The following is a 25404-nucleotide window of genomic DNA, read 5'->3' as shown; positions in this document are numbered from 1 at the left end:
AGTATGCGTTTAGATAAATTTTTAAAAATATCGCGAATTATTAAGAGAAGAACCGTAGCTAAAGAAGTAGCAGACCAAGGAAGAGTTCAGATTAATAGTCAAGTTGCTAAATCAAGTTCGACTGTCAAAGTAGATGATGAAATAACCATTACTTTTGGTAACCGTGTAATGGCAATAAAGGTAAAAGAATTACAAGAGTCAACTAAAAAAGAAGACGCAGCGAAGATGTATGAATTAATTAGTGAAGAATTCACTAAAATTAATTAAAAACCAAATATTATAGGGTGCATTCTTATTAAATTACTGCTATACTCAAAAATGAGAGAGTGGTGAAAAAATTGAATGAAAAAAATAATCAGTCAGCCAATCGTAAAATCATCCCCTTTGATCAAAGCGCAGGTCATATAAGCCCTTCAAAAAGCAAACAGGAGTCTTTATTAAAGTATATAGCGTTTTCAGTAGGGGTCTTTTTGACTTGTTTATCGCTTTTCTCGCTTCTTCAAGCGCTTCATAAGCAAAGTGAAGTCAACAGTCAATTGGTTCAAGCGGAAGAGAGATTGAATAAGGTTAAAGCGGAAAACAAGCAGGCAGAAAAAGAGTATATTTTATCAAAAGACAAAGATTATATTGCCAAATTGGCCCGCAAAGATTACTTTTTTTCAAAAGATAACGAAATAATCTTCGATCTAAACGAAGAGTCAAGTGAACAGTAAAAAAATTAAAGTATTAATAGGAGGAAAAAGAATTATATGGCGGTAGAAGTAGGACAAAAAGTTACAGGTAAGGTTACAGGAATCAAAAATTTTGGAGCCTTTGTTGCCTTAGATAATAATCAATCAGGATTAGTCCATATAAGTGAAATCTCAGATGGGTTTGTTAATGACATCAACGAAGTATTATCATTGGGAGATGAAGTCACCGTGAAGGTGGTTTCGGTAGCTGATGATGGAAAGATCGGCTTATCAATACGCCAAGCAGTTGATAAACCAGCCAACTCTTATCAAGATAAAAAGAATAATGATGGGTCTACTGCCAAGTATCGTAAACCAAAAGAAGCTGCTCGTCGCAATTTCCATCAAGAATATCCAAAAGTTCCGCAAGGCAAGGGTAACTCTTATCCTAACCAAAATGTTTCTGGTAAATATGCTCAAAAAAACAATGATGATTTCGATCAATTAATGAGTAATTTCTTGAAAGATAGTGAAGATCGTTTAATTTCACTGAAACGTAATACTGAAGGAAAACGAGGCGGACGTGGTGGACGTCGTAGTTAATTGATAAAATATTGCCGACTGCAATAGACTTTAGCCAGTCTATTTGCAGTCTTTATTTTGAACGAGGCAGAGGTGGTAAGCTATGGAAGCAACCTTTCGACAATTTAAGAATAAAGTAGAATCTTGGCCCGGTTGGCAAGAATGCAAAACGATTGTTTTAGCTATTTCTGGAGGCGTTGATTCGATGGTTCTCCTCCATTTAATGATAGAGTTGGTTCAATTAAATGAATATAGGGATCGGCAATTAGTAGTGGCTCATTTTAACCATCGACTAAGATCCCCCGAAACTCATGATAAAGAACAGACCCTAGTTGTAAACACGGCTAAGAGTCATCAATTGGTTTACTTTGTATCTAAGTGGGAGAGTCCAAGCAAGTCAAATATTGAAGCAAATGCTAGACAAGCACGTTATCAATTTCTAGCTGATGTTTTAGATGCTAGTAAAGGGGACTGTTTAATGACCGCCCATCATCTAGACGATGCTGTTGAAACTATGTTTATGCGAATGATTCGAGGGACTTCGTTAAAAGGATTGACGGGAATACGTGATAATTATCAAAGAGTCATGAAAGCTAGTAATAATGAAATTACTGTGACAGCCTTGATGCGTCCTTTAATTAATTTTAGAAAAGCAGAGCTCTATCAATACGCTGAGAACCACCAGATTGTTTACTATGAAGATGAAAGCAATCATGAAACAGAATATTTAAGAAATCGTATTCGCAAGCAGTACTTACCTAAAATTGAACTTGAAAATCCGCAATTTTATCATAATTTATTTGCGATGCAACAACAGCTGACCTCTTCCTACCAAGCACATTATGAGACTTATATGTGTCAAGAACCATTATTATTAGCTAAACTTGAAGACAAGCGTTGGGCCTTTGATGTTAAAAAATGGCGTGAATTGTCTGATGATTTTAGAGAAGTCTTTTTGACCATTTTTTTCGAAGAGCGCTTTATAGAAGTGGCTGGTCAATATGATAAAGAGGCTATCAGTCACTTGCTGGATCAAATTTTAAATACTGAAACACCAAATTACCGCTTTAATTTAGCTCCAGGATGGGTGTCGCGTCGAGAATATGATTACATCTTTATTGAGCCGGAAGAAAGAAAAGCACCAGCTCTTTCTGATTATCGAGTGGACTTATCTACCAATAATAAGTGGTTTAGCCTAGGGAATGGGCTATGGATTGGTCTTTTCAACCGCTCTTTTGTTAATAATCAAATGCGTAAGGCAGTAGATGATTTCTTGGCACTTGACCTATCAGAAGAAGAGAATCCCCCCGCCTTTCATATTCGTCATCGTCAAGACGGGGATTTGATTGAGTTGAAGTCAAGCAAAGGAGCTTATCACAAGAAAATTTCTAGAATCTTAATTGATGAAAAAATCCCTTCATCCGTAAGAGATAAAATTTGGTTAATTGTTAATGACACTAACGAAGTGATTTGGATGATTGGTCATCAGAGTTCCTCTAAGTACCAACCACAAAAACCAGAAAATATTACACATTACCTTTTGATTCAAAAGATGTACTAAAAAGGTGCAAGAAAATAAAGAGTTATGTTAAAATACATTAATACACTTTGAGAAAGAAAAGGAGTCAATATGTTAGAACAAGATGTTTTAAAAGTACTTGTAACAGAAGAAGAATTACGAGCTACTGTCCAACGACTAGGTAAAGAAATTACAGCGAATTACCAAGGGAAAGAAGTGCTGGTAGTAGGTATCTTACGTGGAGCCGCTCTTTTTATGGCAGATTTAATCCGTCAGATGGATTGCTATGTAGAAATTGACTTTATGGATGTTTCAAGTTATGGATCAGCTACAGAGTCTTCTGGTGAAGTCAAAATAATAAAAGACTTGAATAGCAGTGTAGAAGGCAAGGACATCTTAATAGTCGAAGATATTATTGATACTGGAAGAACTTTAAAGTATATCATGGATCTACTAAACTTTCGTAAAGCCAATTCTATCAAAATATGCAGTCTACTAGATAAGGCAGAGCGTCGTATAGAAGCAGATGTCAAAGTAGACTATGTCGGAGTTGAAGTTCCTAATGAGTTTGTAGTAGGATATGGACTAGATTATGATCAAAAATATCGTAATCTACCTTATATTGGGGTCTTAAAAGCTGAAATCTATTCTTAAAATAGTCAGTGAGACTAATTATTTTTATCAAAAGATTAAGTATATTTTTAATCAATAATCGAAGTTAAGGAGAAAGAAACGAATGCAAAAACCTAATCCAAATCGAAATCCCTTTCGAAATCCCTTTCGAAACACCCTCGTTTATATTTTAATCGGTTTGGCTATTTTAGGCGGCTTTAGTTTAATGACAGATGGTGGATCGTTTTTAAATTCTACTAAAAAGATCACGATATCTGAATTTGTTCAACAACTTGAAGCCGATAAAATTGCTGAATTTGAGATGCAACCGGGAGCAGGAGTTTATCATGTGAAAGGTAAGTATCAACCGATAGAAGCTGAAAACAAAACGAGTGATAAAGCGGTTGAAGTCATTAAAGGTGATAGTAAAACTCAATTGTTTGAGACAGATATCTTACCAAATGATTCGACCATTAGCCAAGTGACTGAATTAGCCAAAGAGAAAAATGTAAAATTTAAATCAATGCCGGAGTCTTCAGCAGGTATTTGGTTAAATTTTTTACCTATCCTACTATTACTGATTCCTAGCTTTTTCTTGATGTATACCATGATGCAAGCTAGTGGTGGTGGCGGAAAGGGTGTCATGAACTTTGGTAAGTCTAAGTCTAAAGATGTCTCAAAACAAAAAGTCAAAGTTAGATTCTCTGACGTTGCCGGTGCCGATGAAGAAAAACAAGAGCTAGTTGAAATTGTTGAGTTTTTAAAAGAGCCTAAGAAGTTTACAGCTCTAGGTGCAAGAATACCAGCTGGAGTGCTTTTAGAAGGACCTCCAGGTACAGGTAAAACCTTACTTGCAAAAGCCGTTGCTGGTGAAGCAGGTGTGCCTTTCTTCTCAATCTCAGGTTCTGAGTTCGTCGAAATGTTTGTTGGGGTGGGAGCTTCACGTGTCCGTGATTTATTTGAAAATGCAAAAAAAGAAGCACCAGCTATTATTTTTATTGACGAGATCGATGCTGTAGGCCGACAAAGAGGAGCAGGTATGGGTGGGGGCCACGATGAACGTGAGCAAACACTTAACCAACTGCTTGTTGAAATGGACGGCTTTGAAGGAAATGAAGGTGTCATTGTTATGGCTGCGACTAACCGTTCAGATGTCTTGGACCCGGCTCTTTTACGTCCTGGGCGCTTTGACCGTCAAATACTAGTAGGCAATCCAGATGTTAAAGGCAGAGAAGCCGTGTTGAAAGTTCACTCTCGTAATAAAAAGTTAGCTTCTGATATTGACTTGAAAGTGATTGCTCAACAAACACCCGGTTTTTCAGGAGCCGATTTAGAAAATCTTTTAAACGAAGCAGCTTTAATTGCAGCCCGCTTTGACCGTAAAGAAATTACAGCGCCTGATTTAGACGAAGCACATGATCGTGTGATTGCAGGACCTGCTAAAAAAGATGCTGTCGTTTCGGAGCGTCAAAGAAAAACGGTTGCTTACCACGAAGCAGGACATACTGTAATTGGTATGGTTTTAAGTGAAGCCCGTACAGTCCATAAGGTGACTATCGTTCCACGTGGTCGTGCAGGTGGCTATGCTATTATGCTTCCTAAAGAAGATCAATACATTGTTACCTATAAAGAATTATTTGAGCAAGTTGTAGGTCTTTTAGGAGGTCGTGCGGCGGAAGAAATTGTCTTTAACCATCAGTCAACAGGAGCCAGTGATGACTTCCGTCAAGCGACAGCTATAGTACGTAGTATGGTGACTCGTTACGGGATGTCTGAAACAATTGGAACCGTTCAATATGAGAGTGATAGCCAACCATTTGCAGGACGTCGCTATGGTATAGAAGACCATACCTCTTATTCTGAGCAAGTGGCTTATGAAATTGATAAGGAAATTCACCGTATTATGAAGGAAGCTTTAATGGAAGCTTATCGTATTATTAATGAGCACCGAGAACAGTTAAATCTGATCGCAGAAAAGCTCTTAGAAGTTGAAACCTTAGATGCTCGCCAAATTAAAGCTCTTTTTGAAACAGGTGAAATGCCTAAATTAGATGAAACGGAAGCAGCAGAAGTTGTGGAAGATCCGTCTGACTTTGAAGAGTCTAAACAAAAATCTTTGGAAGATGACCCTAAAGAAAATTCTAACGAAGATTTGGATTCAAAGGACGAAGTCAAATAGTTAAGTTAAAAGACAGGCCCTCGCCTGTCTTTTATCATCGAATGAAATAGAAAGAAGGGAAAAAATGAAAGGGCAGTTAATCAAAGCATTAGCTTTTGATGATCAAATACGCGTATTTGTAGTAGATGCGACGGACTTAGTTAAGCGAGCACAAGAAAAGCATCAAACGTGGCATACGGCTACAGCTGCATTGGGGCGAAGCTTGGTTGCTACAGCACTCTTGTCAGCCAATCTAAAAGGGGATGACCGCCTGCTTGTTCAGATTAAAGGTAATGGTCCTTTAGGATTAATCTCTTGTGATGGCGATACCCAAGGTCGAATTAGAGGGTATGTATCAAATCCGAACGTGGCTTTAGAGTTAAATAGTAAAGGCAAGTTGGATGTAGCGAGAGCGGTTGGGCTTCCTGGTAGTTTGAAGGTCAGTAAATACCTTGCGGATTCAGAAGCTTTTACTGGCCAAGTTGAGCTTATTTCAGGTGAACTGGGCGAAGATTTTACTTACTATATGGCAGTATCGGAACAAACTCCCTCTTCTATTGGCTTGAGTGTGCTTGTCAATCCAGATGAATCAGTTCAATCAGCTGGGGGCTTTATGATTCAAGTTTTACCTGGGACATCTGACGAAGTGATTGATCAACTGGAAACAAGGATTAAGTCGCTTGGTTCGTTGTCAGAGTTAATCGACGGATCAGAAGCGATTACAGATCTTTTGGATTCATTAGTTGGATTGAATAATAGCCGAGTTATTTCGCAGCAACCAGTTGAATTTTATTGTCCATGTAGTAAAGAGCGCTTTCGTAAGTCACTTGCAGTTTTGGATTCTAATATGTTACAGCAAATGATTGACGAGGATAAGGGAGCAGAGGTTATTTGCCAATATTGTAGTGCGACTTATCAATTTAGTGAAGAAGAATTAAAAGCGATCTTAGCTAATCAATAAGATCGCTCTATTATCACCATGACAAACTGAACGACTTCATGTAAAATGAAAGGGACAGTATAAAGAAATAGTGGGAGGAAAGCCAATGTCTGATGTAAAAGATAATCCAGAATTTGAAGAATTAAATGACCAGTTAGTAGTCAGAAGACAAAAGATGCAAGAAATGTCTGAAGCAGGAGTCAATCCTTTTGCTGCAGGATTTGAACGCAGTGACTATTCAAAGGCTTTAATTGAAAAGTATGATCACTTATCCAAAGAAGACTTGCAAGAAAAAGAAGCGATTGAAGTTTCTATTGCTGGCCGTATCGTTTCTAAGCGCGGAAAAGGAAAAGCAGGTTTTGCTCACCTGTTAGACATGAAAGGTAAGCTGCAGATTTATGTTCGCCAGGATCAAGTGGGTGAAGCTGCCTTTACTTGGTGGAACGCTGCCGATTTAGGAGATATTGTGGGGGTTCGCGGTAACTTGTTTAAGACAAAAACAGGGGAACTTTCAGTTAAAGCAAAGGAGTTTATTCCTTTAACAAAAGCTTTAAGACCACTACCTGATAAATTCCATGGTTTGACAAACGTTGAACAGAAATATCGCCAACGTTATTTAGACCTAATTGCCAACGAAGAAAGTTTTGATCGCTTTGTCAACCGTTCAAAGATTATTCGCGAAGTGAGACATTATTTAGACGATTTAGATTATCTAGAGGTTGAAACTCCTGTCTTACATAATCTAGCAGGTGGAGCGTCAGCTAGACCTTTCATTACACATCATAATGCATTAGACATGGAACTATACTTACGGATTGCTTTAGAATTACATTTGAAGCGTTTAGTAATAGGCGGTATGGAAAAAGTATACGAAATCAGTCGTGTCTTCCGTAATGAAGGAATTGATACTACCCATAACCCTGAATTCACTATGATTGAAGTGTATACAGCTTATACAGTTTATACGGATATTATGGACTTAACAGAAGGGTTGATTCGCCATGTTGCCAAGAAAGTCTTAGGGACTGCTATGATTGATTATGATGGTAAAAAGGTAGATTTGGAAACGCCTTGGGCACGTCGCCATATGGTTGATTTAATTAAAGAAGAAACCGGTGTCGATTTCTGGCAAGAGATGACTCTAGAAGAAGCTAAAGCTTTAGCTAAAGAACATCAAGTCCCAGTTGAAGACCACGATTTGTCAGTAGGACATATTATTAATAACTTCTTTGAAGAAAAGGTAGAAGATACATTAGTTCAGCCTACTTTTGTTTATGGACATCCGGTTGAAATTTCACCATTGGCTCGAAAAAACGAAGAGGATCCACGTTTTACCGACCGCTTTGAATTGTTTATTGTTGGTAAAGAATATGCGAATGCCTTTACAGAGTTAACGGATCCAATTGATCAAAGAGAACGTTTTGAAGCTCAAATGGCAGAAAAAGATGCTGGAAATGACGAAGCGCATCCAGTTGACGAAGATTTCTTAGAAGCATTAGAGCACGGAATGCCTCCAACTGGAGGTTTAGGAATTGGTATTGACCGTTTAGTAATGTTATTAACGGATTCACAATCCATTCGTGATGTCCTCTTATTCCCAACATTAAGAAATAATTAAGAATTGAATTGATTAAGAAATTACCACAAACTGGATAGAGATTTGTTTGTGGTGTTTCTTTTGAAATAGTTAAAAATCTAAACCTCTCAACATTAAATAAAGGAGAATACTATGAATACAAGTAGAGCAGAAGCGTTTAGCGATGGAGTTTTAGCAATTGTTATTACTATCATGGTTTTAAAATTACAACCCCCAGCTAGTTTAGACCTAGCTGGATTGAAAGAAATATATCCGACTCTATTAGCCTATATACTAAGTTATGCATATGTGGGGATATACTGGGCCAATCATCATCACTTATTAGCCGTTTTAAAAACAGTCAATGGTAAAATTTTATGGCGTAACTTATTTTGGCTCTTTTTTATGTCTTTGATACCAACTTTCACGGAATGGATGGGCTTAAACCCTTCTGTTAAACTACCAGCCTTTTTTTATGGATTCATCTTACTAATGTGTGCTGTTTCTTATAATATTTTACAAACAGAAATTATTCGGGTGAATGGCAAGGATTCAGATTTAGCTAAAAAGATTGGCAAGGATTTCAAAGGGAAAGGTTCGATTGTTTTTTATATTCTTGCTTTGATTTTTGCTTTTTATCAGCCTCTAATTTCTTATCTAATATATGTGGCGATAGCTTTATTATGGATTATTCCAGATAAGCGACTAGAAAGCACCTTTTATAAATAGTCTTTCATTTATTTCTACGAATTTTTAAATATTGATATGGCAAATCATATTTTTTTAATTTTTGCGATTAATAGGTTATTATAGAATTAACACAATTAAGGAGGGCTAGTAATGGAATTTTTAAGAGAAGATCATGCCATTGTTTTACGTAATGAAGAAAACGAGATGATTGCCGAGATAACTTATCGAGATACTGATGATGAAAAGTTAGTGGTGGCTAACCATACCTTTACTTCAGATAGTCTTAGAGGTCAAGGAATTGCTGGTAAGCTTTTAGATGAGTTAGTAGCAGATATGCAACAGCAAGGTAAAAAAATATATCCCAGTTGTCCATATGTCATTAGAAAATTTGATGAGGAAGCAGAAAAATATAGGCATATAGATGCTCGTAAACACCCAGCTTAACAGTTGCTAATCATATAACCAAAAGTAGTTTCATCTACTTTTGGTTTTTTTAAGGTCTTTAATTAGACAATAAAGCGCTTCCGTGATAACCTTTTAATTAGTAGGTCTATTTCAAATATTTTAATAGTAAGTTGGAAAATACAGTGCTTACGACCTAAGTATTGATTTTATTTACAAAATATAGAAAGGAAGGATCAAGATGAGTTACAGTTTTATTGCAAATTTAAGAGAGTTACAAAGTCAAAAAGATTTGATGCGCCTTTCCCTTTATATGCCTACTAATCGTGGAGGTTTAAATAGGCAAGAAGACCTGATTCAATTTAAAAATCTAATTCAGCAAGTTAAATCTAAGCTGGAAGAAGTTGATAAAGATGAAGCAAATAAGATTTTAAAAGAAATTGAAAGAATTCGAAACGATAAAAATTTTTGGGATCAAACTAAAGAAGGTCTAGCCCTTTTTATCAGTCCTAAAGATGTTGAAGTTGCCTATTTACGTAATGAATTTAAACCTTCGATTCATCTAGGAAATGAATTTTATCTTTTACCTTTATTGGCTTATTATGAGGAACTTCATGAAGTAATCATTGCAGATATATCTAAAGATTCGGTGGACTTTTTTGATGCCAACCAGTTTAATGCCGAAGCCCTTACTCTAGACCCTGCGATTGAAGTGAAAGACTTTTCAGAGATTTATGATGATTTAGACGCTGGCTCTCAAGTCAATGTACACTCTTATGGCGGACGTCAAGAGCCTGGTATGCATCATGGACACCGAGCTACTCCAGAAGAAAAAGATCTAGATCGCGCAAAATATTTCAATTACTTGCATAAAAAAATGCAAGAAGTAGCTAAACATTATCATCGGCCAATTTTATTAGCAGGAACAGTTGAGAACATAGGCCATTACCAAAAAGTTAATGAAAACACCGCTATTTATTATGATTCAACAATCGACAAACCCTTCCAATCCCTGGATGCTAAAGCGAAAACCAAACTTTTAAAAGAGACCCTTAGTCAAAATCAGCAAGAATTCGCAAAAGAAAAGATTGATCAAATTGAAAAAGCTCGTAATCAAGGGAAAGTCATTCATGATTTTGAAGAGATTAAAGGGCTGATCCATGAAGGGCGTATCGAAGAATGGGTGATTCAATACTTTACAGACAACTTATTAGATGGAGAGGCTTTAAATCATTGGGTGATCAAAGCCATGGATCAAGGGGTTAAAATCTCTCTCGTTTTGGAAAAAGTTGAAGGGATTAAACAACAGTTTTCAGCTCTTTTAAGGTACTAAAAAAGAGATGAATTTACCCCTTTATAGCAAAAGATTACCAAACATTTTGGGCCATGTAATAGAATGAAAGCGATGCATGATTCCATAGTTATGCATCGCTTTTTAATTGTTTAAATACATAGAGGAGTGTTTCTATTTGAATCGAAAGACATTGACGATAGCTTTTGCCTATGTGGGAGTAGTAACAGGGACGAGACTGACTTCAGGCCAAGAGCTACTGCAATGTTTTATTAGGTTTGGTTCTGTTGGCCTATTCGGCCTATTCTTGGTAGGGCTTATGCATGCCTTAATGGGTGCTATTGTCCGGAGCTAGTTTGCAGCAGCAATTTAATTTAAATAGCATTTGGGGTAGCGCCTTGTGTGTTCTATTAGTTTTGATTATTGCATCCTTTGAGTTTGAAAAATCCAACAAATTATTGGTTTTTTACGCCGGTCTTAATTATTTTATTATCCTAGTTTTTATCGATACTTTATTTAACTATCGGTTTGATTTTGAAAAGATTGAAGTGATGAGTCAAGAACTCAATCAGCTTTTCCCTTCGATAATTTTGTCTAGCTTAAACTATTTTTCAATGTGTTTTATAACGGGTTTTTCCATGGCAGTTGTTATCAGTGGTGATGCCCTGCGCCTTCAGTTTACTTTCGCTTGTGCGCATCGCCTATCTAGTAAGCAACCCGACAAGTTTTATACCTACTATGTAGCAGTTACTTTAGCGGGGTTTGCTCTAAGTTTTTAGGATTTAAAGAATTAGTTGCTAGCATGTATCCTATTTTAGGCTTTATTTCTGTCAAGGATCGCTCCGCTTTCCTCTTTGACAGAAACAAAGAATTTGAGGACGAGACGTTAAGGCATAAGCATGCCATTTTAGAAGCACTTTGTGTAACATATGTTTGACAACTCTAGAAAGTTTTTAAAATATATGCGAAATTTAATTGACGAGGAAAAAACTACATGGTAAGATAATAAAGGTGTTTTTATTGACAGATACCTGAAACTCAGTCGTGCTGACTGCTATAGATTCACCCTGAAGCGCAGTTTTGAAAATTTCAAGCCTGCGGAAAATTTATATTTATAAATGACACACTTGGATGTGTGGACTAAGAAAATAATGGAAGGAGGACTTTTGATGCCAACAATTAATCAATTGGTTAATAAACCTCGTAAATCAAAAGTAAGTAAATCAAATTCACCCGCATTAAACGTAGGTTACAACAGCTTCAAACGTTCTAACACAAAAACAATGTCTCCGCAAAAACGTGGGGTATGTACACGTGTAGGGACTATGACTCCTAAGAAACCGAACTCTGCTTTACGTAAGTATGCCCGTGTTCGTTTATCTAACCTTATGGAAGTAACAGCTTATATTCCAGGTGAAGGCCATAACTTGCAAGAGCACAGTGTGGTACTAATCCGTGGCGGACGTGTGAAAGACTTACCAGGGGTACGTTACCATATCGTTCGTGGAGCGCTGGATACTGCCGGTGTTAATGACCGTAAGCAAAGCCGTTCTAAATACGGTACTAAGAAACCTAAATCATAATTATAACAATCACCGATTTTTCGAAAGGAGGAGTTTAAATGACTCGTAAAGGGAATATTCCTAAACGTGAAGTGTTACCAGATCCAATTTATAATTCTAAAGTAGTAACTCGCACAATCAACCGTTTAATGGTTGACGGTAAGCGAGGTAAAGCATCATCTATTTTATATAGTGCATTTGATGTAATCCGTGAACAAACAGGCCAAGATCCAATGGAGGTTTTCGAACAAGCCATTGAAAACATCATGCCATTATTAGAAGTTAAAGCTCGTCGTGTTGGGGGTTCTAACTATCAAGTACCAGTTGAAGTAAGACCTGAGCGTCGTTATACTTTAGCGATTCGTTGGTTAGTGACATATTCTCGTTTACGTGGTGAAAAAACCATGGAACAACGTCTAGCACGTGAAATTATGGATGCAGCAAACAATACAGGTGCTTCTGTACGTAAGCGTGAAGATATGCATAAAATGGCAGAAGCTAACAAAGCCTTTGCGCATTATCGCTGGTAAGATTTATAATGGTATTGTTAACTTAGTGATTCTTTGTTAACAGATAATGATTCAAAAAAGGAAAGAGGGGTAAATATACATGGGAAAAAGAGCATTTTCTCTTGAGAAAACTCGTAACATTGGAATTATGGCCCATATAGATGCTGGTAAGACAACGACTACTGAACGTATCTTGTATTATACCGGTAAGATCCATAAGATCGGTGAGACCCACGATGGTGGAGCTCAAATGGACTGGATGGAGCAAGAGCAAGAACGTGGTATTACCATTACTTCTGCTGCAACAACAGCTCAATGGAAAGAACACCGTGTAAATATCATCGATACACCAGGACACGTGGATTTTACGGTTGAGGTTGAACGTTCATTACGTGTATTGGATGGAGCGGTTGCCTTATTAGATGCTCAATCAGGTGTAGAACCTCAAACTGAAACAGTTTGGCGTCAAGCTACTACCTATGGAGTACCTCGTATTGTATTTGTTAATAAAATGGACAAAATGGGAGCTGACTTTGAATATTCACTAAGAACCCTTCATGAGCGCTTAGACGCAAATGCAGTAGCTATGCAAGTTCCAATCGGATCTGAAGATGAATTCAAAGGAATCGTCGATATTGTTCATAAAAAAGCATATATTTATAATAACGATTTGGGGACAGAAATAGAAGAAACAGATATCCCAGAAGAATATCAAGAAAAAGCTGCTGAATATTATACAACTTTAGTTGAAGCAGTAGCTGATACTGATGAAGAAATTATGATGGCTTATCTTGAAGGGGAAGAAATTCCTGAAGATGTTTTGAAAAAAGCTATCCGTAAAGCAACAGTTAATGTTGACTTATACCCAGTCTTCTGTGGTACAGCCTTCAAAAACAAAGGGGTTCAATTATTACTAGATGGTGTTATTGATTACTTACCAAGTCCACTAGATGTTCCACCAATTATTGGTTTCGAACCAGGAAGTGAAAAGGAAATTGAACACCATGCGGATGACAGTGAGTCATTTGCAGCTTTAGCCTTCAAAGTTATGACAGACCCATTCGTTGGTCGTTTAACTTTCTTCCGCGTTTACTCAGGAACATTGGCATCTGGTTCATATGTTCAAAACGCAACTAAAGATTCGCGTGAGCGTGTAGGTCGTATCTTACAAATGCACGCTAACTCTCGTGAGGAAATTGCTGAAGTATTCTCGGGAGATATTGCTGCAGCTGTTGGTCTTAAGAATACAGGAACTGGAGATACTTTATGTGACCCAGATAACTTAGTTATTCTTGAATCAATGGAATTCCCTGATCCAGTTATTGAGGTAGCGATTGAACCTGATTCAAAAGCTGACCAAGATAAGATGGGCTTAGCCTTAGCTAAGTTAGCTGAAGAAGATCCAACCTTCCGTGCTTCAACTGACCATGAGACTGGTCAGACAATTATTGCCGGAATGGGAGAATTACACTTAGATATCATCGTTGACCGCTTAAAACGTGAATTTAAAGTTTCAGCTACGGTTGGTGCACCACAAGTTTCTTACCGTGAGACCTTCCGTGCCGCGACACAAGCTGAAGGTAAATTCGTTCGTCAATCAGGTGGTAAAGGTCAGTATGGTCACGTATGGATCGAATTTGAACCAAATGAAGAAGGCGCTGGCTTTGAGTTTGAGAATGCGATTGTTGGTGGGGTTGTTCCTCGTGAATACATTCCAGCAGTAGAAGCAGGATTGAAAGATGCGATGGAAAATGGTGTCCTAGCAGGATTCCCATTAGTAGATATCAAAGCTAAGCTTTACGATGGATCTTATCACGATGTTGACTCTTCTGAAACAGCTTATAAGGTTGCGGCTTCAATGGCACTTAAGGCTGCTGCTAAGAAAGCACAACCTTCAATCCTTGAACCAATGATGGCTGTTGAAGTAACAGTTCCTGAAGAATATTTAGGAGATGTTATGGGACACGTGAACTCTCGCCGTGGACGTATTGAAGGTACTTCAACACGTGGAAACGCACAAATTGTTAAATCATTCATTCCTTTATCAGAAATGTTTGGCTACGCAACGACTTTACGTTCTTCAACTCAAGGTCGTGGTACATTTACAATGCAATTCGACCACTACGAAGATGTTCCAAAATCAATCGCTGAAGAAATCATCAAAAAATACGGTGGGTCTTCAGAAAATTAATCATAAGCAATAAAGGCTTATTAAGAAGAAAGACCAAGGTTAAGGGAAATATCCGTTGAATTCACTTCAATATCTTTGGTATAATAATTTTGATAGATTACATAATCTATAAACACTTTAAAATTAGGGGGATTTACTCAAATGGCAAAAGAAAAATACGAACGTACGAAACCGCATGTTAACATTGGTACTTTAGGACACGTTGACCACGGAAAAACAACTTTATCAGCTGCAATCGCGACTGTATTAGCTAAAAACGGATTCGGTGAAGCTAAGGACTATGCTTCAATCGATAACGCTCCAGAAGAAAAAGAACGTGGAATCACAATCAACACTTCTCATATCGAGTATGAAACTGCTAACCGTCACTATGCACATATTGACGCTCCAGGACACGCGGACTACGTTAAGAACATGATCACTGGTGCTGCTCAAATGGACGGTGCGATCTTGGTTGTATCTGCAGCTGATGGCCCAATGCCACAAACTCGTGAACACATCTTATTATCGCGTCAAGTAGGAGTTCCTTACTTCGTAGTCTTCTTAAACAAAGTAGACATGGTTGACGATGAAGAATTATTAGAATTAGTTGAAATGGAAGTTCGTGACATGTTATCAGAATACGACTATCCAGGAGATGACATTCCAGTAATCGCAGGTTCTGCTCTTAAAGCTTTAGAAGGCGACGAAGCTTATGAAGCTAAAGTATTAGAGCTAATGGAAGAAGTAGATGCATATATTCCAGAACCAGAGCGTGACACTGACAAGCCATTCATGATGCCAGTCGAAGACGTATTCTCTATTACTGGTCGTGGTACAGTTGCTACAGGACGTGTTGAACGTGGACAAGTTCGTGTAGGTGACGAAGTTGAAATTGTAGGTATCGCTGAAGATACTATGAAGTCTACAGTAACTGGTGTAGAAATGTTCCGTAAGATGTTAGACTATGCTGAAGCAGGGGACAACATTGGTGCATTATTACGTGGAGTTACACGTGATGATATTGAGCGTGGACAGGTATTAGCAGCTCCAGGAACTATTACTCCACATACTAAGTTCGAAGCGGAAGTATATGTACTTTCTAAAGAAGAGGGTGGACGTCATACACCATTCTTTACTAACTATCGTCCTCAATTCTACTTCCGTACAACTGACGTAACAGGTGTTGTAGAATTACCAGAAGGAACTGAAATGGTTATGCCTGGTGACAACGTATCTATGACAGTAGAATTAATTCACCCAATCGCTATCGAAGACGGAACTCGTTTCTCAATTCGTGAAGGTGGACGTACTGTAGGTGCAGGTACTGTTACTAAAATTAATGCTTAATTAAATATTAAGAACAAAAGCCAAGCAAAGTACTTGGCTTTTTTATTTTAGATTAATGTTTGTTGTATCAAGCTTAATCATGCTATACTAAAAGTAAATAAAATTTAGAAAGGGGAATGACGATGGATTTTAACAGTGTTGTTAGCTCTATTCCTGGAATAATAGGCTCATTACTTTTATTAATAGCAGCATTGATTTTGGCGCATTTTGCGAGAAAATATGCGATTAAGGCTATGGAGAGTATCGACTTTGACTTGAAATTACAAAAATGGGGGTTAGCTAGAACCGATGAGGAATCTAATGCCTTCTTAGAAACAATAGGCACTTTATTATATTTTATTATTGTACTTTTCTTTGTACCTTTCATTTTAAATGGATTAGGATTGGCAGGGGTTGTTGATCCAATATCTAATATGTTTGCGAAGTTTTTTGCTTACATTCCAAACATTATTGCAGCCGTTTTAATTATATTCATTGGCAACTTATTCTGTAAGTTTGTTAAACAGTTAACGCAAAACTTACTAGAAGGTTTCAATTTAGATAAGTGGTATAGTAAGATGACGGGGCAGGAAGAAAAAGAAAGAGTCAATGATACACATCTAGCTGAAGTGTTTTCGACCGTTGTTTATGTCTTAATATTTATTCCGATTTTAACAGTGGCCCTTGAAACACTAGGTATTCAGACTATTTCAGCACCGATTGTCGGTGTATTAAACTCTGTAATGTCAGCAATTCCTAATATAATTGTGGCAGTTATTCTTGTTTTTGTCGGTGGCTTCATTGCAAAATTGTTAGGTGATTTATTAGAAAGCCTATTAAAGACATCTGGTATCGACCAATATTCAAAATATTTAAATTTTAAAGGTGAAAGCCATATCCAAATTTCAAGCGTGATTGCTCAAGTGGCTAAATCACTATTACTTATTTTCTTTATTGTCGAAGCTATTTCAGTTCTTAACTTAGAAGTATTAAATGCGATAGGCACTTCTATTATTGCCTACATCCCTGATGTAATAGCTGCGGCGTTAATCTTAGCGGTAGGAGTAATTGGTGGTAATATTCTTGCAAGCTTTTTGAAAGAAGTTTCTGGTAGTAAAGTATTTGGAGAATTTGTTCGTTATGCTATTATTGTATTGGCGATTTTCATGACATTGAACCAATTAAAGTTTGCTCCAACAATTGTTAACGCGGCCTTTATTATTATTCTTAGTGCGGTAGCTGTTGCCTTCGCTCTTGCAGTTGGAATAGGTGGTAAGGATTTTGCTGCACGTCAACTAGAAAATATTGAAAAAAGCATTGAACACGAAGAAAAAGAAGAAGAACAGCAAAGATTCTAAAACTAATCAAAACAAAAAGCTCGCTATTCTTAATTGAATGAGCGAGCTTTTTTGTGATTGTAATTACGATTTATTGAATCAGTCGATTATAGTGACCAATGATTTGTTCAGATAACTCTTCAATCGATTGATTCTCTACATTAATCACGGTGGCACCTAGTTGATGATATAAATCATCTGCGAACATCAATTCTTGCTTTACTCTCTCAAGTGAAGAGTAAGTAGCTTTTTCACCTAACCCCATCATTTCGACTCGTTTTTTACGAATGTTTTGGATATATAGAGGAGAGGCAATCAAACCATATATTCTTCGTGAATCAGCCTGATAGATTTCATCAGGAATGTGAACTTCTGGAAAAATTGGTAAGTTGGCTACCTTATATGATTTATTAGCTAGGTACATACTTAAAGGTGTTTTGGAAGAGCGTGAAACTCCTAGCAATACAATGTCAGCTAATTCGAATCCTTTACGATTTTTACCATCATCGTACTTCACTGCAAATTCAATGGCTTGAATACGATCGAAGTAGTGATCATCGAGTCGATGTAGGGTTCCTGATTTTTCAGTAGCTGTCATATTTGTTTTTTGTGAAATAAGGTCTAGAATGGGGTGGATTACATTATGATAATCTAATCCGTTTTTCTTTGAGAACTCACTGGCGTAATTTTCTAGACCTTCATCAACTAAAGTAGTGATTAAAATCGCATTCACTTTAGCAGCCTCTTCAAGTATGGGTTTTAATTCATCCCGGGTGTTAATAAATGGAAATCTTTTTAAACTGATGTTGGTTAACTTTGGGAATTGGGCTAAAGCGGCGTTGGTAGCGCGTAGGGCTGTTTCACCGACAGAGTCGGAAATGACATAGAATTTGTAAGAATTGGTTACTGACATATTATTCCTCCGATTGGCTTAATTCAACCAAAAGATTCACGATATGAGTTTTTGATACTTTGCCAAGTATTTCATAGTCAGCGGTTACGATTGGCAGTGAATCAATCTGGTGTTCAGATATTAGGCGTGCCGCATCAAGCACCGTTTGATCGGGTTGAGCGACAATAATATTTGGCATTCTGGTCATTATAATGGTTAAGGGTGTATCCATTAACTGACCAATCGCTGAGCGGAGTAAATCCTTACGCGACACGATACCTGCTAGCTTGTGGTCTTCTTCATCAATTATATAGATAGAACCAGCATCATACATAAATAAGTGAGTAATTGCGTTTTGGACTGTAGTATCAGGTGTAACTGTGATAGCCTGGACCATAATATCTTTAACAAGATACTCTGAAAATGCTTCATATAATAAGGATTTTTCAGTTAATCCAGAATAAATATAGCCTACTTTTTGACGAGCATCGAGGATGCCCGTCATGGTTAAGACAGCGAAATCACTACGCAATGTTGATTTTGTTAAACCAAGCTTACTAGCAATTTCGTCGCCGGTGATTGGTTCATTTTCTTTAACGATTGAGATGATTTCTTCTTGTCGGGGTGAAAGTTTCATAGTTCCCCTCCTAGTTAATTAATTATACGTTTTTAATAGCGCTTTGTGCAGCGGCTAATTGTGCAATTGGTACACGGTAAGGTGAGCAAGATACATATGAAAGCCCTACTTGGTGGAAGTGTTCAATGGAACGAGGGTCTCCTCCTAGTTCTCCACAAACACCAATTTTCAAGTTTTCTTTCACGGATCGTCCTCGTTCTACAGCTATCTCAACAAGTTCTTTAACAGCAAAAGTATCAATAGTTTGGAAAGGATCATCTTTTAAAATGCCTTGGTCAAGGTATTGATTTAAGAATTTACCAGCGTCATCTCGTGAGTAGCCAAAGGTTAGTTGAGTCAAGTCATTGGTTCCGAACGAGAAGAATTCAGCGTCATTTGCTAATTGATCGGCAATTAAGCATGCACGAGGTGTTTCAACCATTACTCCAACTGTAAATTCCATACTTACCTTTTCTTGCTTTAGAACATTTTCTAAGTGTTCTTTTATTTTTGCTTTCAAGTGAATTAATTCAGCTTGACTACTCACTAAAGGAATCATGATTTCTGGTTTAACTTTAACACCGTCTTTTGCTACTTTCATAGCTGATCGGATAACTGCTTCTGCTTGCATGATATATAAGTCAGGGTAGGACATTCCCATACGACAACCACGGTGGCCCATCATAGGGTTAACTTCCTTCATAGATTGCACCCGGTCACTCAATTCAGAAGCATCAATTTGAAGTTGTTTAGCAACTTGTTTGATTTCATTTTGACCATGCGGTAAAAACTCATGTAAAGGAGCATCTAACAAACGTACTACCACTGGTTTTTCTTGCATTAACTCAAAGATATGTGAAAAATCTTCGGTTTGGAAATTACGGATAGCATCTAAAGATGTTTGACGATCAGCAGGGTTTTTGGCAAGTAAGAATTTGCGGATGGCTATTAGACGGTCTTCTTGGAAGAACATATGTTCAGTTCTAACTAGTCCAATACCAACTGCTCCAAAACGTAAACCGTTTTCAATATCTGAAGCTGTTTCGGCATTCATACGAATAGCTAATTGAGCATGCTGACGAGACCATTCTAAGACCTTATCTAAGTCTTCATTTGCTCCGCCTGCAACTGTTGGGATTTCACCGATGTAAAGACATCCTGTCGTACCGTCTACAGAAATGATATCTCCTTCATTTAGTTGACCACCAGGATAAGATAAAGTCTTCTTATCTTCATTGATGTCCAATTCACTACAACCAGCTACACAGCATTTACCCATTCCGCGAGCAACAACCGCTGCATGAGAAGTCATTCCTCCTTGACTGGTTACAATGCCATTAGCAGAGTTCATACCCACAATATCTTCTGGTGAAGTTTCATGACGCACTAAAATAACTGATTTGCCAGCATCTGCCCACTCTTTTGCAGTGACTGCATCAAAAACGATTTGTCCAGTTGCAGCACCCGGACTGGCTGGCAAGCCCAACTTAGAAACTAATTCAGCTTGATTTAGAGCATTCGGATCAAAGGCAGGGTGTAGCAATGTATGGAGGGATTCTGGATTAATAGTTAGAAGGGCTTGGTCGGGTGATAAGATGCCTTCATTTACAAAGTCCACCGCAATTTTGACAGCTGCTTGAGCAGTCCGCTTGCCATTTCTTGTTTGCAGAATATACAATTTTTTATCCTCAATCGTAAACTCAATATCCTGCATATCCGAATAGTGCTTTTCAAGTTTCTCAGTTAATTCTATGATTTGTTGATAGATGTTAGGGAATTGGTCACGTAGACGATTAATTGAAACAGGGGTACGTATACCAGCAACTACGTCTTCTCCTTGTGCATTAGTTAAGTACTCACCGTATAATTCGTGCTTACCGTTTGCGGGATTACGTGTGAAGAGAACACCTGTACCAGAAGTTTCGCCACTATTACCAAAGACCATTTCTTGGATGTTAACAGCAGTACCTAAGTCATCTGGAATATTGTTTAAGCGACGGTAAACAATAGCCCGTTGATTATTCCAAGATTTGAAGACAGCTTCAACCGCTGCGTAAATCTGTTGGTAAACATCTTGAGGGAATGGATGGTTCAATTCTTCTTGATAGATAGCTTGATAATCTTTAACAATTCCTTTAAGGTGTTCAGCTGTCAATTCGTAATCATAGTGCAAATGATTGTCTAATTTAACTTGCTTAAGAATTTTTTCAAACTTAGCCATATCGATTTCATAAACGACGTTCCCATACATTTGTAGAAGACGACGATAACAGTCGTATGCGAAACGTTCATTGTTGGTGATTTGAGCTAATTTTAAGACATTTTCATCGTTAAGCCCTAAGTTTAATATAGTATCCATCATACCTGGCATAGAGATTTTTGCTCCAGAGCGAACGGAAACTAATAATAATTTTTCTGGATCATTAAAGGTCTTGCCTGAGATTTCTTCAAGATGGCTCACGGCTTCGGCAATTTCATCTTTAAGCTCAGTTTTTAACCCCTTAGCTTCCTCTAAGTATTCCAAACATGCTTGAGTCGAAATAGTAAATCCTTGGGGAACAGGGAAGCCTAGACTAGTCATTTCAGCCAAGTTGGCTCCTTTACCGCCTAATAGATCCTTCATTTTGGCATTTCCTTCACCAAATGCATAAACACGTTTCATCAACAAACCTCCTAAAAATTTAAGTAGTGCAACTTATCGTATTATATAATGCACACTATTACTTGTCAATCTAAAATAAGCCACAAAAATTATTGTTTTTAACGCTATGTAAGTTTAATAGTGTTGCTTATTTAAACGCTAAAATGTTTAATGAAAGCACATGATAAAAAGAAGGGTAAAACTTGTCTTATTTTCGAGAGAATGGTAAAATATAGGCGTACAATTAGCTTGTGAAAAAACAATTTGGAGGCAGAAATATTTATGAAAGTGATCATCATTGGAACAAACCATGCTGGAATAGCAGCGGCAAATACTTTGTTAGAAAATTATCCAGAGCACGAAATTGTGATGTTGGAACGTAATTCAAATCTTTCTTATCTTGGCTGCGGAACAGCTTTATGGGTAGGTCGTCAAATTGATGATTATAAGGGTCTTTTCTATACAAACGAGGAGGCTTTCGCTAAAAAAGGAGCCCGAATTTATACTGAAACTGAGGTTTCTAACATCGATTTTTCGAATAAAAAGGTATACGCTCTGAAAAAAGATGGCGAAAAACTTGAGGAAAGCTATGATAAATTAATCTTAGCTACAGGATCATTGCCAATCACTCCTAAATTCCCGGGTTATGATTTGGAAGGATTACACTTCTTAAAATTATTCCAAGAAGGACAAGCGGTTGATAAAGCCTTAGCAGATAAAGGGGCAAAAAATGTTTGTGTAATTGGTGCAGGTTATATCGGTGTCGAAATTGCTGAAGCTGCTAAGAGACGTGGAAAAAACGTTCGCATTTTTGATGCTGAAAAAACTTCACTAGCTAGTTACTATGATCCTGAATTCGCTAAGATGATGGACCAAAACTTAGAGCGTAATGGCATATCAACACATTTTGGTGAATTAGTTCAAGAATATATCGGTGAAAACGGTAAAGTTAAGGCTGTGAGAACAGATAAGGGCACTTATGAAGCAGATGTGGTAATTAATTCAATCGGCTTCCAAGCGAATACCGAGTTAGGTAAAGACCATCTCGACTTATTTGAAGGTGGAGCATATCTTGTAGACCGCCATTTTAAAACATCAGATGATGATGTCTATGCGATTGGAGACTGTGCCAGCAATTACTCCAATGCCATTCAGGATACAACATACATTGCCTTAGCTTCTAATGCGGTTCGATCAGGTATTGTTGCAGCTCATAACCTTGCAGGTACTGAGTTGGAAGGAGCTGGTGTACAGGGATCAAACGGAATTAATATTTTCAACTTAAAATTAGTCTCAACTGGTTTGACGTTAAAGGCAGCTGAACTAGCAGGTGTTGATGTAGACTATGTAGAACATGAAGATACACAATTTCCCGGATTTATGCCTGAAAATCATCAAGTCAAAATAAGAATTGTCTATGAAAAGACAAGTCGTCGGATAGTAGGGGCTCAGCTAGCTTCAGATTACGATGTATCTTTATTAATCCATATGTTTTCACTAGCTATTCAAGAAGAAGTTACGATTGATAAGTTAGCCTTATTAGATACCTTCTTCCTACCTCACTTTAACCAACCGTATAATTACATTACTGTGGCTGCTTTAAAAGCTAAAAAACAATTAAAGTAAGATAATTTAAAATCCTCTATATAATAAGGTAGCAATTATGTTTTTCTAGGAAAATTGATATTAGTTTTCCTGCAGCTAAAAAAAACATAAAAGCTATCTTTTTTTATAAATACTCAAGAAAGCTTTGATTATCGCTTGCATTAGCAATCTATCTTCGGTATAATATCGGTTGTGTCAATTGGAGGGTTCTGCCCCGAAATGGGCACAATCCCTCGAGAAGAGGGAGATATGCAGTGAAACGAGAGGTTGTGACACGCCAGGACAAGTTGCCAAGGGCTGGTTTGTTAGAAATTCTTGTGGAGCAAGTCACATATTTTATATTGACGAAGGAGGAAATAAAAATGGCAAATCAAAAAATTCGTATTCGCTTAAAAGCATATGAGCACCGTGCTCTTGATGTTTCTGCAGCGAAAATAGTTGAATCTGCTCAAAGAACAGGGGCTAAGACATCGGGTCCAATCCCTTTACCAACAGACCGTTCTGTTTATACAGTTATTCGTGCAACACACAAGTATAAAGATTCTCGTGAGCAGTTCGAAATGCGTACACACAAACGTTTGATCGACATCGTTAACCCTACTGCTAAAACAGTAGACGCTTTAATGAAGTTAGACTTACCAAGTGGTGTGGACGTAGAAATCAAATTATAAAAAATAAAATAATGGAGGTGTACTCATGACCAAAGGAATCTTAGGAACTAAAGTCGGAATGACTCAATACTTTACTGAAAATGGTGAATTAATTCCTGTTACTGTTATCCAAGCTCCTGCAAACGTTGTTTTACAAGTTAAAACAGTTGAAACAGATGGCTATGAAGCAGTTCAAGTAGGATACCAAGATTTACGTGAAGTATTGACTAACAAACCACATAAGGGTCATGTAGCAAAAGCTAATGCTACTCCTAAGCGCTTCGTTCGCGAATTTCGTGATGTTGAGCTAGGAGAATATGAAGTAGGGCAAGAAATCACAGTTGAAACATTCGCAGTTGGTGACATCGTCGATGTGACGGGTACATCCAAAGGTAAAGGTTTCCAAGGAGCTATTAAGCGCCACGGACAATCTCGTGGACCTATGGCTCACGGTTCTCGTTACCACCGTCGTCCTGGATCAATGGGTATGGCGTCAGACGCTTCTAAAGTGTTTAAAGGTAAAAAATTACCTGGACAAACTGGTGGCGAACGTATCACTATTCAAAACTTGGAAATCGTATCAATAGATAGCGAAAACAATGTGATTCTTATTAAAGGAAACGTTCCAGGTGCTAAGAAGTCACTCGTTGAAATTAAACAAGCAATTAAAACAGTCAAATAATATCTAAGAGGGGAGGAACGAGCAAATGCCAAAAGTTACATTATTTAAACAAGATGGAACACAAGCAGGAGAAGTTGAATTAAACGAAGCAATCTTCGGAATTGAACCTAATGAAGCGGTAGTTTTCGAAGCAGTCGTAATGCAAAGAGCTTCACTACGTCAAGGGACTCACGCGGTTAAAAATCGCTCAGCCGTTAGCGGTGGAGGACGTAAACCGTGGAGACAAAAAGGAACTGGACGTGCGCGTCAAGGTTCTACTAGATCACCACAGTGGGTAGGCGGTGGAATTGTCTTTGGACCAACACCTCGTTCATACAGTTACAAATTACCTAAGAAAATGCGTCGTTTAGCCTTAAACTCTGTACTATCTCAAAAAGTTATGGATGAGAAGTTAACAGTTGTTGATGAATTAGTCTTTGACGCACCAAAATCAAAAGAATTCAAAGCGGTATTAAACAACTTAAATATTGATAGCAAAACATTATTAATCTTAGAAGGTGCAAATGAAACAGCGTACTTATCTGCACGTAACATTCCAAATGTAAAAGTGATTGATGATTTGAATGTGAATGTTTTAGATGTAATTAATGCGGATCGTATCTTAATTACAAGAGCTGCGCTTTCAACAGTAGAGGAGGCTTTAGCATAATGCAATTATCAGAAGTTTTATTACGTCCAGTAATTACCGAACAATCAATGCTAGCCATTGATGATAATAAATATACTTTCGAAGTTGACCGTCGTGCTAATAAGACTCACATCAAGCAAGCTGTTGAAGCAATGTTTGAAGGTGTTAAAGTAGCGAAAGTTAATACTATTAATGTAGATGGAAAAGCAAAGAGAATGGGACGTTATCAAGGTTTCACTCGTAAGTACAAAAAAGCAGTGGTTACCTTAACAGAAGATTCAAACCGGATCGAATTGTTTGGCGAAGACGCTGAGTAATTCTGGAAAATATTAAAATAGGAGG

Annotated in this window: 25 protein-coding genes; 22 read left to right on the top strand and 3 right to left on the bottom strand. The window is 37.6% G+C overall.

The window, feature by feature from the left end; translation table 11 throughout:
- The first annotated feature begins 3 nt into the window (after positions 1-3).
- The 17 genes from ACQV2Q_RS05745 to ACQV2Q_RS05665 all read left to right on the top strand — a co-directional run bounded on the left by ACQV2Q_RS05745 (position 4) and on the right by ACQV2Q_RS05665 (position 17369).
- Positions 4-267: an RNA-binding S4 domain-containing protein gene (locus ACQV2Q_RS05745; RefSeq protein WP_428882175.1), complete on the top strand. Its 264-nt coding sequence runs from the start codon at positions 4-6 to the stop codon at positions 265-267.
- Positions 268-329: 62 nt separating this feature from the next.
- Positions 330-713, top strand: coding sequence for an FtsB family cell division protein (locus ACQV2Q_RS05740; protein WP_428873212.1), 384 nt, complete (start codon positions 330-332; stop codon positions 711-713).
- Between the two features lie 36 nt (positions 714-749).
- Positions 750-1274 carry a S1 domain-containing RNA-binding protein gene (locus ACQV2Q_RS05735; protein ID WP_428873213.1) on the top strand — a complete coding sequence of 175 codons (525 nt, stop codon included), beginning with the start codon at positions 750-752 and terminating at the stop codon, positions 1272-1274.
- Positions 1275-1356: 82 nt separating this feature from the next.
- A complete protein-coding gene (tilS, locus tag ACQV2Q_RS05730; protein ID WP_428875353.1) occupies positions 1357-2814 on the top strand; it encodes a tRNA lysidine(34) synthetase TilS in 1458 nt (485 codons plus the stop codon).
- Positions 2815-2883: 69 nt separating this feature from the next.
- Positions 2884-3426, top strand: coding sequence for a hypoxanthine phosphoribosyltransferase (hpt, locus tag ACQV2Q_RS05725; RefSeq protein WP_428873216.1), 543 nt, complete (start codon positions 2884-2886; stop codon positions 3424-3426).
- An 82-nt stretch (positions 3427-3508) separates the two neighbouring features.
- Complete coding sequence (gene ftsH / locus ACQV2Q_RS05720) at positions 3509-5563, top strand: ATP-dependent zinc metalloprotease FtsH (protein WP_428882173.1); 2055 nt, start codon at positions 3509-3511, stop codon at positions 5561-5563.
- A gap of 64 nt (positions 5564-5627) precedes the next feature.
- Positions 5628-6503 carry an Hsp33 family molecular chaperone HslO gene (gene hslO / locus ACQV2Q_RS05715; RefSeq protein ID WP_428873219.1) on the top strand — a complete coding sequence of 292 codons (876 nt, stop codon included), beginning with the start codon at positions 5628-5630 and terminating at the stop codon, positions 6501-6503.
- A gap of 85 nt (positions 6504-6588) precedes the next feature.
- Positions 6589-8100: a lysine--tRNA ligase gene (gene lysS, locus ACQV2Q_RS05710; RefSeq protein ID WP_428873220.1), complete on the top strand. Its 1512-nt coding sequence runs from the start codon at positions 6589-6591 to the stop codon at positions 8098-8100.
- 111 nt (positions 8101-8211) lie between these two features.
- Complete coding sequence (locus ACQV2Q_RS05705) at positions 8212-8787, top strand: TMEM175 family protein (protein WP_428873222.1); 576 nt, start codon at positions 8212-8214, stop codon at positions 8785-8787.
- Positions 8788-8898: 111 nt separating this feature from the next.
- Positions 8899-9192 (top strand): GNAT family N-acetyltransferase, encoded by a 294-nt coding sequence (locus tag ACQV2Q_RS05700; RefSeq protein WP_428873224.1) that lies wholly within the window; start codon positions 8899-8901, stop codon positions 9190-9192.
- A 199-nt stretch (positions 9193-9391) separates the two neighbouring features.
- On the top strand, positions 9392-10483 hold the full coding sequence (locus tag ACQV2Q_RS05695) for a hypothetical protein (protein ID WP_428882172.1): 1092 nt from the start codon (positions 9392-9394) through the stop codon (positions 10481-10483).
- A gap of 374 nt (positions 10484-10857) precedes the next feature.
- Positions 10858-11220 (top strand): hypothetical protein, encoded by a 363-nt coding sequence (locus tag ACQV2Q_RS05690; RefSeq protein ID WP_428882170.1) that lies wholly within the window; start codon positions 10858-10860, stop codon positions 11218-11220.
- A 390-nt stretch (positions 11221-11610) separates the two neighbouring features.
- Positions 11611-12024, top strand: a complete 414-nt coding sequence (rpsL, locus tag ACQV2Q_RS05685) for a 30S ribosomal protein S12 (protein WP_258436774.1) — start codon at positions 11611-11613, stop codon at positions 12022-12024.
- A 38-nt stretch (positions 12025-12062) separates the two neighbouring features.
- Positions 12063-12533: a 30S ribosomal protein S7 gene (gene rpsG, locus ACQV2Q_RS05680; protein ID WP_090289529.1), complete on the top strand. Its 471-nt coding sequence runs from the start codon at positions 12063-12065 to the stop codon at positions 12531-12533.
- Positions 12534-12612: 79 nt separating this feature from the next.
- The gene (gene fusA / locus ACQV2Q_RS05675; RefSeq protein WP_428873229.1) at positions 12613-14703 is read left to right on the top strand and encodes an elongation factor G; all 2091 of its coding nucleotides are present in this window, start codon (positions 12613-12615) and stop codon (positions 14701-14703) included.
- A 141-nt stretch (positions 14704-14844) separates the two neighbouring features.
- The gene (gene tuf / locus ACQV2Q_RS05670; RefSeq protein WP_428873231.1) at positions 14845-16032 is read left to right on the top strand and encodes an elongation factor Tu; all 1188 of its coding nucleotides are present in this window, start codon (positions 14845-14847) and stop codon (positions 16030-16032) included.
- Between the two features lie 122 nt (positions 16033-16154).
- Positions 16155-17369, top strand: coding sequence for a mechanosensitive ion channel (locus ACQV2Q_RS05665; RefSeq protein ID WP_428875349.1), 1215 nt, complete (start codon positions 16155-16157; stop codon positions 17367-17369).
- A gap of 70 nt (positions 17370-17439) precedes the next feature.
- On the opposite strand, the gene ACQV2Q_RS05660 is transcribed toward ACQV2Q_RS05665, so the two are convergent.
- From ACQV2Q_RS05660 to ppdK, 3 genes are read right to left on the bottom strand one after another with little or no spacing between them, the layout of a single operon-like run.
- Positions 17440-18261 carry a pyruvate, water dikinase regulatory protein gene (locus ACQV2Q_RS05660; RefSeq protein WP_428875347.1) on the bottom strand — a complete coding sequence of 274 codons (822 nt, stop codon included), beginning with the start codon at positions 18259-18261 and terminating at the stop codon, positions 17440-17442.
- A 1-nt stretch (position 18262) separates the two neighbouring features.
- The gene (locus ACQV2Q_RS05655; protein WP_428882168.1) at positions 18263-18877 is read right to left on the bottom strand and encodes a helix-turn-helix transcriptional regulator; all 615 of its coding nucleotides are present in this window, start codon (positions 18875-18877) and stop codon (positions 18263-18265) included.
- Positions 18878-18899: 22 nt separating this feature from the next.
- Positions 18900-21518, bottom strand: coding sequence for a pyruvate, phosphate dikinase (gene ppdK, locus ACQV2Q_RS05650; RefSeq protein WP_428873235.1), 2619 nt, complete (start codon positions 21516-21518; stop codon positions 18900-18902).
- A 261-nt stretch (positions 21519-21779) separates the two neighbouring features.
- On the opposite strand from ppdK, the gene nox reads away from it, so the two are divergent.
- The 5 genes from nox to ACQV2Q_RS05625 all read left to right on the top strand — a co-directional run bounded on the left by nox (position 21780) and on the right by ACQV2Q_RS05625 (position 25379).
- Positions 21780-23123 carry a H2O-forming NADH oxidase gene (nox, locus tag ACQV2Q_RS05645; RefSeq protein ID WP_428882165.1) on the top strand — a complete coding sequence of 448 codons (1344 nt, stop codon included), beginning with the start codon at positions 21780-21782 and terminating at the stop codon, positions 23121-23123.
- A gap of 341 nt (positions 23124-23464) precedes the next feature.
- Positions 23465-23773 carry a 30S ribosomal protein S10 gene (gene rpsJ, locus ACQV2Q_RS05640; RefSeq protein ID WP_428873238.1) on the top strand — a complete coding sequence of 103 codons (309 nt, stop codon included), beginning with the start codon at positions 23465-23467 and terminating at the stop codon, positions 23771-23773.
- A gap of 25 nt (positions 23774-23798) precedes the next feature.
- Positions 23799-24434, top strand: coding sequence for a 50S ribosomal protein L3 (rplC, locus tag ACQV2Q_RS05635; RefSeq protein ID WP_428873239.1), 636 nt, complete (start codon positions 23799-23801; stop codon positions 24432-24434).
- A 25-nt stretch (positions 24435-24459) separates the two neighbouring features.
- On the top strand, positions 24460-25083 hold the full coding sequence (rplD, locus tag ACQV2Q_RS05630; protein WP_428875087.1) for a 50S ribosomal protein L4: 624 nt from the start codon (positions 24460-24462) through the stop codon (positions 25081-25083).
- A complete protein-coding gene (locus ACQV2Q_RS05625) occupies positions 25083-25379 on the top strand; it encodes a 50S ribosomal protein L23 (RefSeq protein ID WP_090289517.1) in 297 nt (98 codons plus the stop codon). The genes rplD and ACQV2Q_RS05625 overlap by 1 nt, the downstream gene beginning before the upstream one ends.
- Positions 25380-25404 lie beyond the last annotated feature (25 nt).

It is taken from the genome of Facklamia sp. P12950, assembly GCF_050409465.1.
Lineage (GTDB): Bacteria > Bacillota > Bacilli > Lactobacillales > Aerococcaceae > Facklamia.
This window is presented reverse-complemented; position numbering and strand designations above follow the sequence as displayed.